Raw genomic sequence first — 14,025 nt, forward strand, 5'->3', positions numbered from 1 at the left:
GGTCAGACTTGCTGGCCGACGTTCCAGAAGAAGTTGATGAGCGTCACCGACGCGCCGCAGATCACCGCCGCACCGCAGGAGACGAGGACACCGATCTTCCCCCTGCTGGCGAGGTGCGGGTTACTGGAGTTCGCGCCGAAGCCCCACACGATCGCGGAGACGATCAGCGCGAGCACGGAGAGGATCAGGCCGATGGTCATCACGGCGCCGACGATGGTGCGCAGCTGGTTGATCCCCGGCAGGCCGTTGGTGTTGGGGTCGATGTTGATGTCCATCGGCACCAGGGCGACGGCGGGCAGAACGGTAGTGGTGAGCAGGTCGAACACGGTAGGTCTCCTTGACGCGGGCGGTCGGCCCGCCAGCGCGGATGCACAGACGGGGTACACGCCACAGGTGCGCTGGAACACCCGAACCGAGAGATAGCGATGCCCACGCCATGGCAGGCGCGGGCATCGTCGAGACGGCGAATCAGAGCTGTTGGCCGAGGTTGATAAGCCAGTTCATCCACGCCACTCCCGCTCCGGCGAGGGCAGCAGCACCGACCGAGACGAGGACACCGACGCGGCCTTTGCTTGCGGTGGAGTAGTTGCCGTGGGCGGATGCGATGGCCCACACGATCGCTGAGACGATCAGCATGAGCACCGCCACGATGAGCACGAACGTGAGGAGTGCGCCGACGACGGCGCGAAGGTCGCCGATGCCGCCGAGGCCGTCGAAGTCCGGGAAGACGCCCATCGTGGTCACCCCACCGGCAGGGTCGGATGATCGAAGTGCCCGAGTAGTGGGTTGTGAGTAAGTGGCAGCTGCATGTCACTCAGGTGCGTCGGGGCCGCCCGCGATCATCGAGCGGTCCCAGCAGGGGTAGGTACCGTGGGTGAGGTCTGGTGGGCGGGCGTCATCGGTCGGACGCTGGCGCGCCAGTGCGGTGATCAGGGCGACCCGAGGAGATCGGTAATGCCCGGCGTTGAGAGAAGACTCAAGCGGTTCCGCCGGATGCGTTATACCGCGCAGCAGGAGAGTTTGGAGACATCGGTCGTGAATGACTGGGCGGCGATCTTGATGCCTTCGGCCATGGTCAGATACGGTGCCCAGCTTCGGGTGACCTGGTCGAGTGTCATCCTGCCTTCGAGGATGTAGACACCGGCGGCGGCGAGTTCACCGGCATCTTTGGCAACTGCGGTCAGTCCGAGGACGCGGCCGGTGTCGGTGTCGGCGACGATTTTGATCAAGCCTCGAGTGTCCCGGTTGACCAGAGCGCGGGGCACGTATGTCAGGGGCAGGACGCGGCAGTCGCAGCGGATACCGGCAGCGAGGGCCTGTTCCTCGGTCATGCCGACCGCGGCCAGGGCGGGACTGGTGAACGTCACGCGTGGCAGGTGGGCGTAGTCGATGGCGCGGTCGGGGCTGGTGAACGCGTTGTCGACGATCATCGCCCCGTGTTGGGCGGCGACATAGACGAACTCGTGGTGCCCGGTCACGTCCCCGGCAGCCCAGACCCGCCGGTTCGTGGACTGGAGCTGGTCGGTGACCATGACTTCTCCGGCTTGGCCGGTCTTGACCCCGACGACGTCGAGGTTGAGTCCCTCGGTGACCGGGCGACGGCCGGTGGCCACCAGGACCCGGTCGGCTCGGAACTCCTGCTCCGGGCCGGAGACGTTCGTCGTTGCGACCACCCGGCCGCTGTCCGAGTCGTGGACCACGGAGGTGACCTCGGCGGGTCGAACGACTTGGATGCCTTCGTCTGCGAACACGTCCTCCAGGGCTCGGGAGGCTTCGGGTTCCTCTTTCGATGCCAGTCGGGAGCGGACCAGCATGGTGACTCGGGCGCCGAGTCGGGCGAACAGCTGTGCTTGCTCCATCGCCACGTATCCGCCACCGAGCACGAGCAGGGACTTGGGTACCTCGGTGAGTTCCATCGCGGTGGTCGAGGTCAGATAGTCCACGGTGGCCAGGCCCGGGATCGGTGCCGCCCAGGGGGCCGATCCCGTAGCGACCAGGTAGTGCTCAGCCTCGATCATCTCGACTTCGCCGTCGCCGGTGACGGTGTGCAGCACCGGGGCATCTGGGGACCCGGCGAACGAGGCGTCGCCGTGCAGGACCCGCCACCCATAGGCGTCGGCCACGTCCTCGTACTTCTCACCGCGCAACGACTCCACCAGCGACTGTTTGCCCCTGACCAGGGCCGGCATGTTCACGGGGCCGGCCGTCGCCCCGATCCCGGGAAACCGGGCGGCGGCATCGGCTGCCGTGTGCCGTGCCTCGGCGGCAGCGAGCAGGCTCTTGGAGGGAATGCAGCCGGTGTTCACGCACGTGCCCCCGAACGTTGACCGCTCGATCATCACCACCGACTTGCCCAAACCGGTGGCCCGGATCGCTGCTGCGAATGCCGCGCCGCCTGATCCGATGATCGCCAGATCGATCTTCGAGCCCATGATGTGTTTCTCCCAGACGTCGGTTTTTGTCTCCGACCATCATTCTTAACCTTCCACTACACTGGAAGGTCAAGGCGGGATTGAGGAGGGCGTCATGCGGATCGGGGAGTTGGCTCAGGCGGCGGGCACGACTGCCAAAACGCTGCGATTCTACGAAGACCAGGGACTCCTGCTGCCCGCTGCGCGAACCGGATCTGGCTACCGTGATTACGGCACGGAAATTTTCGCCCGGCTCGACTTCATCCATCGCGGCCAGGCAGCAGGACTGACTCTTGCGCAAATCCGACAGATCCTCCAGATCCGCGACACCGGAACGGCTCCGTGCGAACACGTCCGGGAACTGCTGGATATGCGCCTGGCCGAAGTCGATGAGCAGATTGCCGAACTCGGCCGGCTGCGTCAGACCATCGCCGGGCTACGGACGGCAGCCGAGCAGGTTGAACCCGAGACGTGTCAGGCCGACGCGGTCTGCGCCTACCTTTAGCGATGCCGGGCCCGCTCGCCTGCCGGTGTCCTGTCACCTGCGAGCGGTGGCGTAGCTGTTCCAGGCGGCGCCGGCGAGCCCGGCCCACCGGGTGGCGGTGCCGATGCTGACGCCGATGAGGTGAGCGAAGATGGCTGGTGGGGTGGTCGAAGCGAGGTGCAGCAGGGCGGTGTTGCGGCTGGCCCGGGTGGTGATCCCGAGCCGGTTCATCCGGGCCATGAGCGAGGGCGGCTGGAGGTGGGTGCCGGCGTTCTTGCCGGTGAACAGCCACCTGCGGTCGGCCAGGGTGCTCGTGGTGCCGAACGGCTTGGTGACGGGCAGCGCGGTGATCAGCGCATCCAAGGGCGGGATGAGCAGCAGCGGCTCGCGGCCCAGGGTCAAGTAGGTGTCGCCGTCGGCGGTGCGGATGTCCGCGGTGGTGAGGGTGACGATCCTGGCGACGGGTTGAGCGTAGAGCAGGATTAGGCAGGCCGCGGCACGGTCCTCGATGCTCGCGCTGTCGTCATGGTGCAGGAGCCGTCGGGCCAGGTCGAGCTGCTCGCCGGGGTCGATGTCGTGCCGCGGGTCCTTGCTGGGGGTGGGGTCGGGCAGTCGGGTGCCCGGCAGGTACCCGCCGCGTTTGAGCCACCGGATAAAGCGCAGGCGTCTGCTGCGGTCGACGGTGATCCAGGCGTCGAGGCAGCTCTGGGGGCAGTCGTCCAGGTCGTGGCGGTGGGCGGTGAGGTGGTCGAGGAAGGCTTTGGCGGTCTGGATGTCGCCGCGGCATCGGTCGGCGGTCGCAGCGGAGATATGGCCGTGGCGGTCGGTCTTGACGCGTCCGAGGACGTGCCAGCGGGCGTAGCGGGTGAGCACGCCGCGCAGCTCGGGATCGTCGACACCGGCGACGGCGTGGGCGGCGTAGCGGTGCAGGCGGGCGGCGTTCTCGTCCCGCGGCGGCAGCGCGCCGGCAGCGATGAGCATGGCGCGCAGGTAGGTCACCGAAAACGACTGCGGCCGGGCATCGAGCGCGTCGTGGGTCAGGCCGAGCTGGCCTTGGGCGATCTCGGCCAGCAGGTGCAGGCTGGCGAGGTCGTGCCAGTTGCTCAGCAGCGATCTCGGTCGGCTGGTGGCGGTGAGGGCATCGCGCACGGGCTGGAGTTCGGATCGGATCATGCCGTCCGGTCCGGTCAGCGCGGCCTCGATCTGCGCGGCGGCTTGGCAGGCGAAGCATCGTGGCCGACCGCGGTTCGTGGTGCGGCGGCCGAGGGCCTGCTGGCCGCAAATGGAGCAATCGATGACTGGTGCCTGATAGCAGGTCGGGCAGACATCCGGGCTGGTGGCGGTGGCCTTCAGCGCGATGCGTTTGAGCCGGCCGCAGATGCCACAGGACCGTCGCGGGTTGCGGTAACAGCGGGTGCAGAGGTTCCGCGCCGCCTGGCTCTTGCCGCCGGCACGGGTGGCGAGTGCTCCGACGGTTCCGCACTCATCGCAGGCATCGTCGTCGGTGGTGCGGAGGCGGGCATAGCAGGTCACGCAGATGGCCCCGCCGTCCGGAGTGCGGGGATTGACGCGGCGCTGTCGTCCGCATCCGGCGCACCTCTCCTGCGGTGCGCGGCTGGCGCGGCAGGCTCGGCACTCGCCCCGGTCCAGGGCATGATTCCAGCGCAGGTTCTTGTCCCGTCCGCAGTTAAAACAGGTGCCGCGGACGATCGCGTTCGCCATCCGGTCAGTCGTCGGCGGGTTTGATGACCGCGCGCGTCGGACGGTTCTTGCTGCCAGACTTCGGCGGCGGTGTGGTGCCGGTGGTGCCGGTCTCGCGTCCGCGCCGTGAGCTGGTGGCGACGTAGGGCTCGATCAGATCGTTCGGTGTGGCCCCGAAGATGTCGCAGAGCGCGGCGAGGAACTGCATGTTCAACCGCTCGGGCTGCCCGGTGACGATCCGGTAGACCTGCGTGGAGGTCATTACCACGCCGCGGTCGGCCAGCAACGGTACGAGGTCGGTGGTGGACTGCATGCCGTGCTCGTTCATCAGCTTGCGCAGGTGCCAGTGGTAGGCGACGGTCTTGGTCATCGTCTCTCAGCCTTCCTCGATCGCAGGTGGGGTGAACGCGGCGTCGAGGGCGCGGCGCAGGGTGCGGTTGCGGTAGTCGCCGGACACGCCGGTGTAGAGGGCGGTGGTCGAGCCCCACCGGTGCCCGACCTGCTGCTGGACGAACAGCGGGTCGAAGCCATCCTCGATCAGATGCGTCACGTAGGAGTGCCGCAGACAGTGCGGGTGTAGCACCGGGTCCAGCCCCAGGTCGTCGCGCCAGTCCGCGAACCGGTCATCGACGTGATCCAGGCGGATGCGGCCCTGCCGCTCGGTCGGCCACAGGATCGACTCATCGGCGGTGTCGAAGCGGGGCCGGACCTCAGCGAGATACTCCTCGATCACCGGCCGGGTCCAGTCGAACACCGCCAGCACCGCCCGGCGCCTTGGCTGGGAACCCTTCAGGGCCTTGCCCCAGCGGACGTTGCAGACCCCGAACTGCCCGAACTCCGGGCCTTTCGGGTTGCGGGTGAAGTCGTGCAGATCCAACATCGCCGCCTCGCGGCGGCGCAGCCCGAAGGCGTAAATGATCTTGAACAGCGTCGCGTCGCGGAACATCGTCAGCCAGCCCTTGCGGCCCGATGAGCGTGCCCGATCCACCAGGTCGTCGGCGTAGTCGAAGAACGCCTGCAACTCCAGCCTCGACAGCGGCCGCACCGCCGGACGAGCCTCGTGATCGCTGCTGTGGACGACGGTGTTCCACTCGTGGCACACCTGCACCGGGTGCGTGCCGAACAGCTCCATGCACCGATCCACCCACCCGTAGCGATGATCGGTCAGGTAGTCGCAGAACAACGCGACCGAGTTCTGATACGCCCGCACCGTCGATACCGACAGCGGCCGCGCACCGGAGACTAGCGAGGTCGTCCACTCTTCGACATCGGCCGGCCCCCACTCCCACGGCGACGTCCCGCAGAAGTCCGCGAACCGGCGCACCTGCGAGGCCCTGGTCTTGATCGTCGGTGCCGCCAGCATCCGCGAGGTCTGCTGCGTGGTCCAGCCGGTCAGCATCTCATCCAAGAACTGCACCGCCGGGCGCAGCAGTGTCACGTTGCCAGCCGGCGACGAGGACCCATCACCCGGCCCCTGACCGTCCACGAACACCATACGACGACCTTACATTAGATGTAGGAATCATGCATCAGATGTAAAGGTGGGGCCGGAATGCCTGGTCAGAGGCGGTTGCCGGCGCTACGTTCGAGGAGTCCGCGCTCCCGCTGGTCGGCGTGATTCTGACTTACATCTAACGTAAGAATCTTACCTTAGGTGTAATTTCCGAGATTATGCTTTCACGGTGACGTGCAGGTGATCGAAGTGACCTCCCGTGATCGAGGCGGGGTCGTGCATGCCGCCGCCGTTGTAGGGTCGCCAGCCGTCGGCGTCGCGGCTGACGGACCAGATTTGGCCTTGCCAGATGAGGTATTCGACGCCGAGGACGCCTGCGTTGTCTTTCATCCAGTTCGTCACGGCCCATCCGGCGTCGAGCTGGGCGGGACTGGGTCGCTGGCCGATCCGGTTCCCGAAGGTGATGTCACACGCCCGCCCGAGGGGATGCTCCGACTTGGTGCCGGGGCGGGGCGAGTAGCAGCCCCAGCCGGTGTCGGGGAACGCCGCGAGGGTCTGCTGGTAGAGGTGCAGCAGCCGCGCTGTGATCTTCCCGCCGGTGGTGGGATCGTCGACGAGCCGGTCGGGGTCGCCATCGACGCCCGTGGGCGGGCCAGCGGTGCCCGCCGCGCGACACGTGGCGGGTGACCCAGCGGTTGCTGCGGGGAGGTTCGCGGCTCCGTGCTGGTTGAGCCAGGCGGCGGGGTCGATGAAGTCGCCGTTCGTTCCGCCTTGACGGACCTCGAAGTGCAGGTGCGCTCCGGTGGAGTAGCCAGAGCTGCCAACGTCGCCGATGTGCTGCCCGGCCCGTACCTGGTCACCTGCTTTGACGTGGATGCCGTGCTGCCACATGTGCGCGTACGCGGTGGCGATCTTGTGGCCGTCGATGGTGTGCTCGATGACGATGAGTCCGCCGTAGCCGCTGGTGAACTCGGCGACGGTGACGGTGCCGTCGGCTGCGGCGAGGATCGGGGTGCCGTCGGGGGCGGCGAAGTCCGCGCCGGTGTGCAGCTTGTATTCGCCGGTGATCGGGTGCACGCGCATCCCGAACGGCGAGGTCGCCACCCAGGTCCCCTCCGGGAGCGGGAACACCACCCGCGACGACAACGACGCTGGACCACCAGCACCCGCCGGTGTCGCACTGGACCTGCCTGTGGTGAGGGCGGTGAGGATGGCTTCGGCCACGGGCTCGTAATTGCGGTATCGGTCGGGGTAGGCGGAGGCCTCGACGGCTTGGGCGGCTTCGCCGGGGTCCATTGTCTGCCAGCCGGGAATGTCGAGCAGACCGCGCGGGCTCGGGTAGTTCGGTCCGGTCGGGCCGCCGAAGAATGCTCGCGCTTGATACGTGGGGTCCATGAGCTCGGCGACCGAACCCCAACCCGACTGTGGCCGCATCTGGAACAGACCGAGGGAGTCGTGGTCGGAGCCGTTGCCGTCGTTGGGGTAGTTCGCGCTCTCGGGGTAGGTGCCGGTGTTCGACAGCATCCGCAGGGTGGACTCGGTGAGCGCTGCCATGAGCGCGATCTTGATTCCCGGCATGCCCACGCCGTCGGTGCTGTTGCCGATGGCGATGATTGTGGCGGCGTGGGTGAGCTGCTGCCGGTTCAGCGTGAACGTCTCACCGTTCGCCATGGTCACGGTGAGCGAGTCCGGGACGGGTCCGAGGTTGACCACGCCTGTGGTGGTGGCGCAGTTGGCGGCGGCGGGGTTCATCAGTGCCCCGATCCCGAGCAGGATGACGGACGGGGCGAGGAACAGGAGCGCGAGGGCGGCGATAGCTGTCTTGCGGAACACAACGGCACCCTTTTCAGCGGAGGGGGTTGTCGAGCTGGGACAGCCGCAAGAGGTGGCAGGTCGTGTACGTGGGGGCGCAGACCACGAACACGGTGAATGAGACGGGATGCGCGGAGGTGACGGGCTGGCCGTTCCAGGTGCCGGAGCGGTGGCGGGTGCCCTCGATCGTGACCGCGGTCGTGCCGGGTGCGATCTGACCGGGCTGCGCCTGGGCCACCGCATCGGCCCACGCATCGGGGACGAACGAGGTGTCGATGACGAGGTGCTGAGCGGTGGCGTACTGGCGTAGTTCGATCCAGGCGTCCCGGTTCGGCAGGTAGGTGGCGATGTCGGAGGCCAGGCCCGCTTGCTCGTCGCCGGAGGGGTCGCCGACTGTGAGGATCGCCGAGGTGTAGTCCAGCGGCCAGAGCCCCAGCGCGGTATCCCACGCGAACAAGGTGGTGGCGACACCTTCGGCGAAGGCGACCGGATCGGTCGAGCGTGGCACCGCTGGAACCTTCGGAGGCGGCGGCGTGGACGGCCCCGGCGACTGGGGCGTGGTCACGGTCGGCGACGGCTCGGGGCGCGGATCGTCCACGCTGGTGTTGCGGGGGCCGGTGAGGAGTCCGTAGACGCCGATCCCGGCCAGGAGCAGCAGGACGATGCCAGCGGTGATGAGGGCGACGAATCGGCGGCGGGTCTTGGGATCAGTGGGCGCAGGGCTCATGCCTGGCAGGTACACACCCGCCACCGGCAGAGCGGCGAGACCTCAGAGTGCGCGCAGGATCGGCTGTGCTCCGTGGGCGTCGCGTGCGGTGTGGAGGTCGTCGGCGAAGCGGGCGGTGGCTTCGGCGACGGTGAGGAAGTTCTCGTACTGTTCGTCGGTCAGCTCGACGGCGAGCAGGTCGATGTCGTAGTGGGTCCACCAGTTGGCGAGTTCGCCCCAGGTCTGGACGAACGCACGCACCGGGTACCGCACCGGGGGCGCGTCGTCGGGCACGAGGGGTGTGGGTCGGGGCTTGGGCTTCTTGCCCTTCTTCATCGCGTTGGCGCGGGCGACGGCATCCTCGGCGAGGGCGTGCATCGTCGCCTCGCGCACCTCGCGCGCGGCATCGGCACTCTCGCGGATGGCTTGGTAGATCGGATGCACCGGGTCGCCTGCTTCGATCCGCTCCAACGCAGCAGCGGCTTCGGCTCGGAGGGTCTTGGGTTGGGCGGGGTTGGCGGCGATCTCTTCGATGTATCCGACCTTCTCCAAGGTCTTGTACGACCCGCCCCCGGGGATCATCGCGGCTGCCAGTTCTCGTGCGTCTCCGAGAGCGCCTGACGGTCCCGGAAATTTTCCGGGACCGTCGTTTCCTGGCTGGTTCTCGGTGCTGAACTGGGTGGCGGACTTCCGGCGGGCGGCGTCTTCGGCCATGACTTCCTTGATCTCGCGGTAGAGGCCTGCGGCTTCGAGCTGGTTGTAGGGCTTGTGGAGCATGTTGTCGTCCTGCTCCGCGAGGAGCTTCCCGAGCCGATCCGACAGGCCGCCGCGTACCCAGACGCTGACGGTGCGCCAGCCGAGCATCTTGATCGCGGCCAGGCGGCGTGCCCCGCAGACGAGCACGCCGTCGATGGTGATCGTCAACGGCTGAAGCAGGCCGTCGCGGTCGATGGACGCGGCGAGGGTTTCGAGGTCGCCGAGGTCGGTGCGGTGGCGCTTGCCGACGATCAGGGAATCGACGGCCCGGTCGAGTTGGATACCGGTCTGCGGGTCGGTCATCGCTGCTCACCACCCCGATGCCTGGGGGCCGCAACGGCGAGGGCGAGGATCAGGTCGTCGTCGCGCAGGAGCAGTTCCAAGGTCTCGCCGAGGAGAAGCCGCAGCAGCACCCCACGTCCCGCACTGGTCGCCGCGTAGGCGGGGTGCGGGTTCCCGAGCAAAGCCCGCAGCAGCGCGGTCCAGGCGCGGCGGGGCAGGTCGAGCAGCACGCGGGCGTGCCGATCCCGCCGCAGCGCCTCGTAGGCGGACTGGCGGGTTCCGGCTTTGGTGAGGGCGCCGCAGACGTGCTCGACCGACGCCCGCGCGGTGTCGGTCGGCCAGTCGAGCAGGCACAGCAGCGCGATCGCGTCCTCTGCCGCTGACGTGGCAGACATGCACGCCTGTGCCGAACCCAGCAGATCATGCGAGTTGGGCTCGATGTCGCTGGGCAGATCGTCGGAGACATGGAAGGCGGGGTGGTAGTCGGACAGGGCGGTGTCGCGGTCGGAGAACCGTTCGGGGTCGTGGAACGCCGAGACGTGGGAGCGGCGGGCCTGGTGCACCGAGCAGAGGAGGCCTTGGGCGCGTTCTTCGTAGATGCAGGTGATCCGCACGGCGTGGGTGATGATCGCCCACGGGTCGCGGGCTTCGAGGGTGGAGCGGTTCTGCATCGCGTCGAACGCCGCCGCGACCGCCTCCCACGTATCGAGGCGGTGCTTGCGCGCCAGCGCCTTGTACTTCTCGGCGGCGAACTCCATCAGATCGCGCGCGACCGGATCATTGACCCAGGCATCCTCACCACCGGTGTGGAGACGGTGCAGCAGGGCCCGCAGGCCCTCGCCGGTCGTGAAGTCGTCACGCGAGGATTCGGTGCTGGGGTTGGTGGTTGTGGTCATGGTGTCGGCACCTCCTGGCAGGTAGGTGCGCGCCCGCTCCCACGAACGCGCCCCTACCGTGCTGGTTGCCGTCTGGACCATGACCTGTCATCCCCTCCCGACCCCGGGCCGCGTCGGGGCCGAGGTGGTGACGGTGCGTCGCCCGAACGCTGTGATCGGCGGTAGACGACGTGCCCGGTCGCGCGCGGCCTGCGTCCCGATTCGCAGGGGTGTGCGGGTGCGGCGGGCGAGCTCGGCTTGGAAGTCCAGGCCCCGACCGGCGACGTTCGCGGAATGCCGGGCCATCAGATCGGTCGGGCGTACCCACTCCACACCGCGGCCACGCATCACGGCGGCGTGCTGCTTCTCGGTGCGGGCGACCTGCGCCGCGCGCACTGCCTCCGGCGTCGTTGCTGCCTCCACGGCGGGTTCGGGGCGTTCGCGTGGCACTGAGGGTGCCTCGTCGGCTGGGGTCGGCACGATGCGCTGCGGATCGCGGCGAGGGTCGGTGTCCTGCGGGCCGTCGGTGGTGTTCATGGGGTGGTCTCCTCCCGCTCGTCGGCGGACTCGGTGATGTCAGTGGGAAGGTGTGCGGGGGTGAACCAGCGGCCCACGGTCGAGGGATGCACGCTGAGCTCGCGGGCGATCCGCTTGTTCGACCACCCCGCCTCCCGCAGCTCCCGCCCCAACGCGCGCCGATCCGATGGAGCCAGCGACGCGGCCTCGGCGGGCGCGGACGCCAGCTCGGCGATACCAACGGATGCGGGTGCCGCTTCCAGCTCGTCCGAAGCGGCAGCGAACACGGCGACCTCATGCCGACCAGGTGTCTCCGATTCCGACGCGGTTAGCGGGGTGCGGGTGAGGATGACGGTGAGGTGGGTGATCGCGAGCAGCACGACGGGTGGTACGGCGGCGACGGAGGCGGCGAGGATGCCGGGCACGTCGGCGTCCGCTGCGACGACGGCGTGGATCGCGTTCGCGGTGACCGAGACGAGGGCACCGCCGGTCAGGAGCGCCCACGGGTACCAGGCGGAGCGTTGCCCGGCGAGAGCGACGACGGCGACGGTCGCGACGACGATGATGCCGTCCACGATCAGCGGCCACGCCCACGCCTGACCCGCCCCGATCCCCGAACGCGCAGCAAGATCGGCCAGCGAGGTGAACGACAGCCAGAACGCCCCAGCGGCGATGAACACCGTCCCCGCCACCGCCGTCCCAGCAGCCCACCGTCGCGGACTCGTCTTGTCGATCACAGCCCCGCCCTCCCCGCCGAGGCCACCGGCGATGATGCGGAGCGGCTGCACCACCGATCCGTCGTCGGTGCCCGACCCGCAGCAGCGGGCTCGGGTGCGGGCTGGGTGGCGCGGTAGGCCGAACGCACGGTCGTGGCGATCTCCCGCTCGCTCAGGCCCGCCTGCACGGCGGCAGGGCCGAGTGCGTCGAGTGTGTCGGCGGGTGGGGTGCCGTTCTCGGCGAGGCGGCAGGCGGCCCAGAACAGGCCTCGGTTTCGTTCGCCCTCACTACGACTCGCGACCCAGGCCGCGAGCCGTTCGGCATCCACCGTCGCAGCCGCGCTTTCACTTCGCGCTGGTGCAGCGGGTCGGGGGTCGAGGAAGTCGCGGAGCCGTGCGGCATCGACGGGGCCGACGGAGTGGGCGGCAAGGTCGGCGATCTCGTAGCACCGCACGGTGCCGTCGATGGTGCGGCGGGAGGGTGGAGCGATGATGTAGCCGCCGTCGCCCCGGAAATCGACACCGGCACTGGCGGCCTGCCACGACCGCTGCTCCACACCCGCCGTGGCCGGGAAGTAGGCGTGTGCGCCTCCGGTCGGGGTCCGGACCAACAGACCCGCCCCATCCACCAGCCCCGCCTCGGAGGCACGACGCCACGCGGCGCGGCCATCGACTGGGCCGTGAACATCGACGTCCACCACGACGACACCCGACGGTGCGCCGGTGGGGAGGCCGATGTTCGCCTCTGGGGTGCGCGACCACCACGCGGCGACCTGCTCAGGGTCGCTGGTCGCGTCGAGGAACCCCCGCCGGGTGAGCGGTCGCTTCCCATCCGGTTCGCACGGGAACACCGGCATCCCAGCCGCAGCGAGGCTCCGTGCCGCAGCCGCGAGGTCCGGTGTCCGGTCTACGCGAATGAGCGCGGCGAGAACGTCGAAGGGGTCGGGCATCACAGCCCCCGTCCCGCCAACACCGGCGTGGCATGTGGCCGGTCAGGCTCAACCTGCCGAGAGGACGCGCGGGTAGGCTTCGCCGCCGGACTGTCGCGTTCGAGGCCGGGAGGGGTGCCGTCGCCGAGCTGTGGGGTGTCGAGCTGGTCGAGGATCACCAGGGCCGTCTTGCGCACTCGTTCGCCGGTGGCCTGCACGATCTGTGCAGGCTCTTTGTCGTCGGCGCGGGCGGCCCAGGTCGAGACGTACGGGATCGTGTAGCCGTCAGTGGTCATGCCGTGCGCGGCCCCGATCATCAGCGCGACCGACTCGGCTTCGACCTCGCGGATGCCGCGATGCTGCCGCACCTCCACGTCGTCGGGGTCGTGCATCTTCACGTGCGCGAGCTCGTGCGCCAGCGTCTTCACTCGTGCCGCAGGAGACATGTTCTCCCGCACCGACACCGTCCGGGCGTCATAGTCGGTCATGCCGTTCGCGCCCATGATCGCCAGCTCGTCCGGCACGGAGACGATCTCGAACCCGGCGGTCCGTATCTGCGCGGCGAGGCCGTCCCAGAGCCCGGTGGGGGCTTCTCCTTCCAACAGCACCGGCGCAGGTGTCGTCGGGAGGGGGTCGCCGTCGGTCTGGGAGACATCCCAGACATAGGCCGGGCGGGCGCCGACCATGCGGGAGCGCACCACCTCACCCGGCTTCGGTCTCTCCCGCGGCCCGAGCCTGCGCCACGAACCGGAATCCGACGGCGTGGCCGTGGCGAACCGTCCGGTCACGGGCGCGAAGATCATGTAGCCCGGCTGGCCCTTCATCACCTGACGCCCCAGCGCCTGCCACTGCCGATACCCCGCGACGAGCGTGGGGAACGGCTCGGGCACCCGGCTGGCCTCGAACGCGACCTGGTGCTGGACCCAGATCAGCATCGTGTTGTTGAACGACCGGGACCGGAACCTCGCGGCGAACGCGAGGGCGTCGCGCCAGTCGTCGCCGGAGACGAGCTGCTCGACCGCGCCCATCAGCTTCTCGTGCAACTCGTCGAGCTTCGCCTCACGCGCGGCCCGCTGCTCCAGTGTCGATGCCATGACCGGGTCTCCTCTCGCGACCACCACGACATTCGTGGGCGGGGCGGTACACCTTCGAGGTAGGCACCCCCTCCCGCCACGGCGAGAGCGAACCTGCCGGGCCAGCCCTACTGGGCGGCCTGGCATTGCGGCGCGCCTGCGCGAGGAGCCGCGCGAGATCGGCGCGGGAGACAGCATCGTTCACCTCCTCTCTGGCGAGAGCGACCCGCCCAAGCATGCAATTGAGCATGCTCAAACAGGTCGGAGTTCCCATTGGAGCACGGTCGTTGAGCATGCGCAAGCCTTGATTT

The 14,025-nt window shown here is 68.8% G+C and carries 15 protein-coding genes; 1 reads left to right on the top strand and 14 read right to left on the bottom strand.

Annotation, left to right across the window (positions count from 1 at the left end; translation table 11 throughout):
* Positions 1–2: 2 nt before the first annotated feature.
* The 3 genes from KV203_RS13360 to merA all read right to left on the bottom strand — a co-directional run bounded on the left by KV203_RS13360 (position 3) and on the right by merA (position 2,432).
* Positions 3–326, bottom strand: a complete 324-nt coding sequence (locus KV203_RS13360) for a DUF6112 family protein (protein ID WP_066467700.1) — start codon at positions 324–326, stop codon at positions 3–5.
* Between the two features lie 142 nt (positions 327–468).
* Entirely contained in the window at positions 469–735 is a 267-nt protein-coding gene (locus KV203_RS13365) for a DUF6112 family protein (RefSeq protein WP_066467703.1), read from the bottom strand.
* Positions 736–998: 263 nt separating this feature from the next.
* Positions 999–2,432 (bottom strand): mercury(II) reductase, encoded by a 1,434-nt coding sequence (gene merA, locus KV203_RS13370; RefSeq protein WP_066467705.1) that lies wholly within the window; start codon positions 2,430–2,432, stop codon positions 999–1,001.
* A gap of 94 nt (positions 2,433–2,526) precedes the next feature.
* On the opposite strand from merA, the gene KV203_RS13375 reads away from it, so the two are divergent.
* Positions 2,527–2,916 (top strand): heavy metal-responsive transcriptional regulator, encoded by a 390-nt coding sequence (locus KV203_RS13375; RefSeq protein WP_066467706.1) that lies wholly within the window; start codon positions 2,527–2,529, stop codon positions 2,914–2,916.
* Between the two features lie 33 nt (positions 2,917–2,949).
* Here KV203_RS13375 and KV203_RS13380 read toward each other — a convergent pair whose 3' ends face one another.
* From KV203_RS13380 to KV203_RS13430, 11 genes are all read right to left on the bottom strand, one after another.
* On the bottom strand, positions 2,950–4,617 hold the full coding sequence (locus tag KV203_RS13380; protein ID WP_066467708.1) for a hypothetical protein: 1,668 nt from the start codon (positions 4,615–4,617) through the stop codon (positions 2,950–2,952).
* 4 nt (positions 4,618–4,621) lie between these two features.
* Positions 4,622–4,966: a helix-turn-helix domain-containing protein gene (locus KV203_RS13385; RefSeq protein ID WP_066467710.1), complete on the bottom strand. Its 345-nt coding sequence runs from the start codon at positions 4,964–4,966 to the stop codon at positions 4,622–4,624.
* Between the two features lie 6 nt (positions 4,967–4,972).
* Positions 4,973–6,034, bottom strand: coding sequence for a tyrosine-type recombinase/integrase (locus KV203_RS13390; RefSeq protein WP_246600147.1), 1,062 nt, complete (start codon positions 6,032–6,034; stop codon positions 4,973–4,975).
* Positions 6,035–6,265: 231 nt separating this feature from the next.
* Positions 6,266–7,801: a M23 family metallopeptidase gene (locus KV203_RS19695; RefSeq protein ID WP_246600148.1), complete on the bottom strand. Its 1,536-nt coding sequence runs from the start codon at positions 7,799–7,801 to the stop codon at positions 6,266–6,268.
* A gap of 94 nt (positions 7,802–7,895) precedes the next feature.
* Positions 7,896–8,588 carry a hypothetical protein gene (locus tag KV203_RS13400; protein ID WP_066470534.1) on the bottom strand — a complete coding sequence of 231 codons (693 nt, stop codon included), beginning with the start codon at positions 8,586–8,588 and terminating at the stop codon, positions 7,896–7,898.
* Between the two features lie 42 nt (positions 8,589–8,630).
* Positions 8,631–9,626: a ParB N-terminal domain-containing protein gene (locus tag KV203_RS13405; protein WP_066470531.1), complete on the bottom strand. Its 996-nt coding sequence runs from the start codon at positions 9,624–9,626 to the stop codon at positions 8,631–8,633.
* On the bottom strand, positions 9,623–10,501 hold the full coding sequence (locus KV203_RS13410) for a hypothetical protein (protein ID WP_066470529.1): 879 nt from the start codon (positions 10,499–10,501) through the stop codon (positions 9,623–9,625). The genes KV203_RS13405 and KV203_RS13410 overlap by 4 nt, the downstream gene beginning before the upstream one ends.
* Positions 10,502–10,588: 87 nt before the next feature.
* Positions 10,589–11,017 carry a hypothetical protein gene (locus KV203_RS13415; RefSeq protein ID WP_066470526.1) on the bottom strand — a complete coding sequence of 143 codons (429 nt, stop codon included), beginning with the start codon at positions 11,015–11,017 and terminating at the stop codon, positions 10,589–10,591.
* Positions 11,014–11,733 carry a helix-turn-helix domain-containing protein gene (locus tag KV203_RS13420; RefSeq protein WP_174522049.1) on the bottom strand — a complete coding sequence of 240 codons (720 nt, stop codon included), beginning with the start codon at positions 11,731–11,733 and terminating at the stop codon, positions 11,014–11,016. The genes KV203_RS13415 and KV203_RS13420 overlap by 4 nt, the downstream gene beginning before the upstream one ends.
* Positions 11,730–12,662 carry a bifunctional DNA primase/polymerase gene (locus KV203_RS13425; protein ID WP_066470523.1) on the bottom strand — a complete coding sequence of 311 codons (933 nt, stop codon included), beginning with the start codon at positions 12,660–12,662 and terminating at the stop codon, positions 11,730–11,732. Before KV203_RS13425 ends, KV203_RS13420 begins: the two co-directional genes overlap by 4 nt.
* Positions 12,662–13,735 carry an ArdC-like ssDNA-binding domain-containing protein gene (locus KV203_RS13430; RefSeq protein ID WP_066470520.1) on the bottom strand — a complete coding sequence of 358 codons (1,074 nt, stop codon included), beginning with the start codon at positions 13,733–13,735 and terminating at the stop codon, positions 12,662–12,664. Before KV203_RS13430 ends, KV203_RS13425 begins: the two co-directional genes overlap by 1 nt.
* Positions 13,736–14,025: the final 290 nt, after the last annotated feature.

Source organism: Skermania piniformis, assembly GCF_019285775.1.
Taxonomy (GTDB): domain Bacteria; phylum Actinomycetota; class Actinomycetes; order Mycobacteriales; family Mycobacteriaceae; genus Skermania; species Skermania pinensis.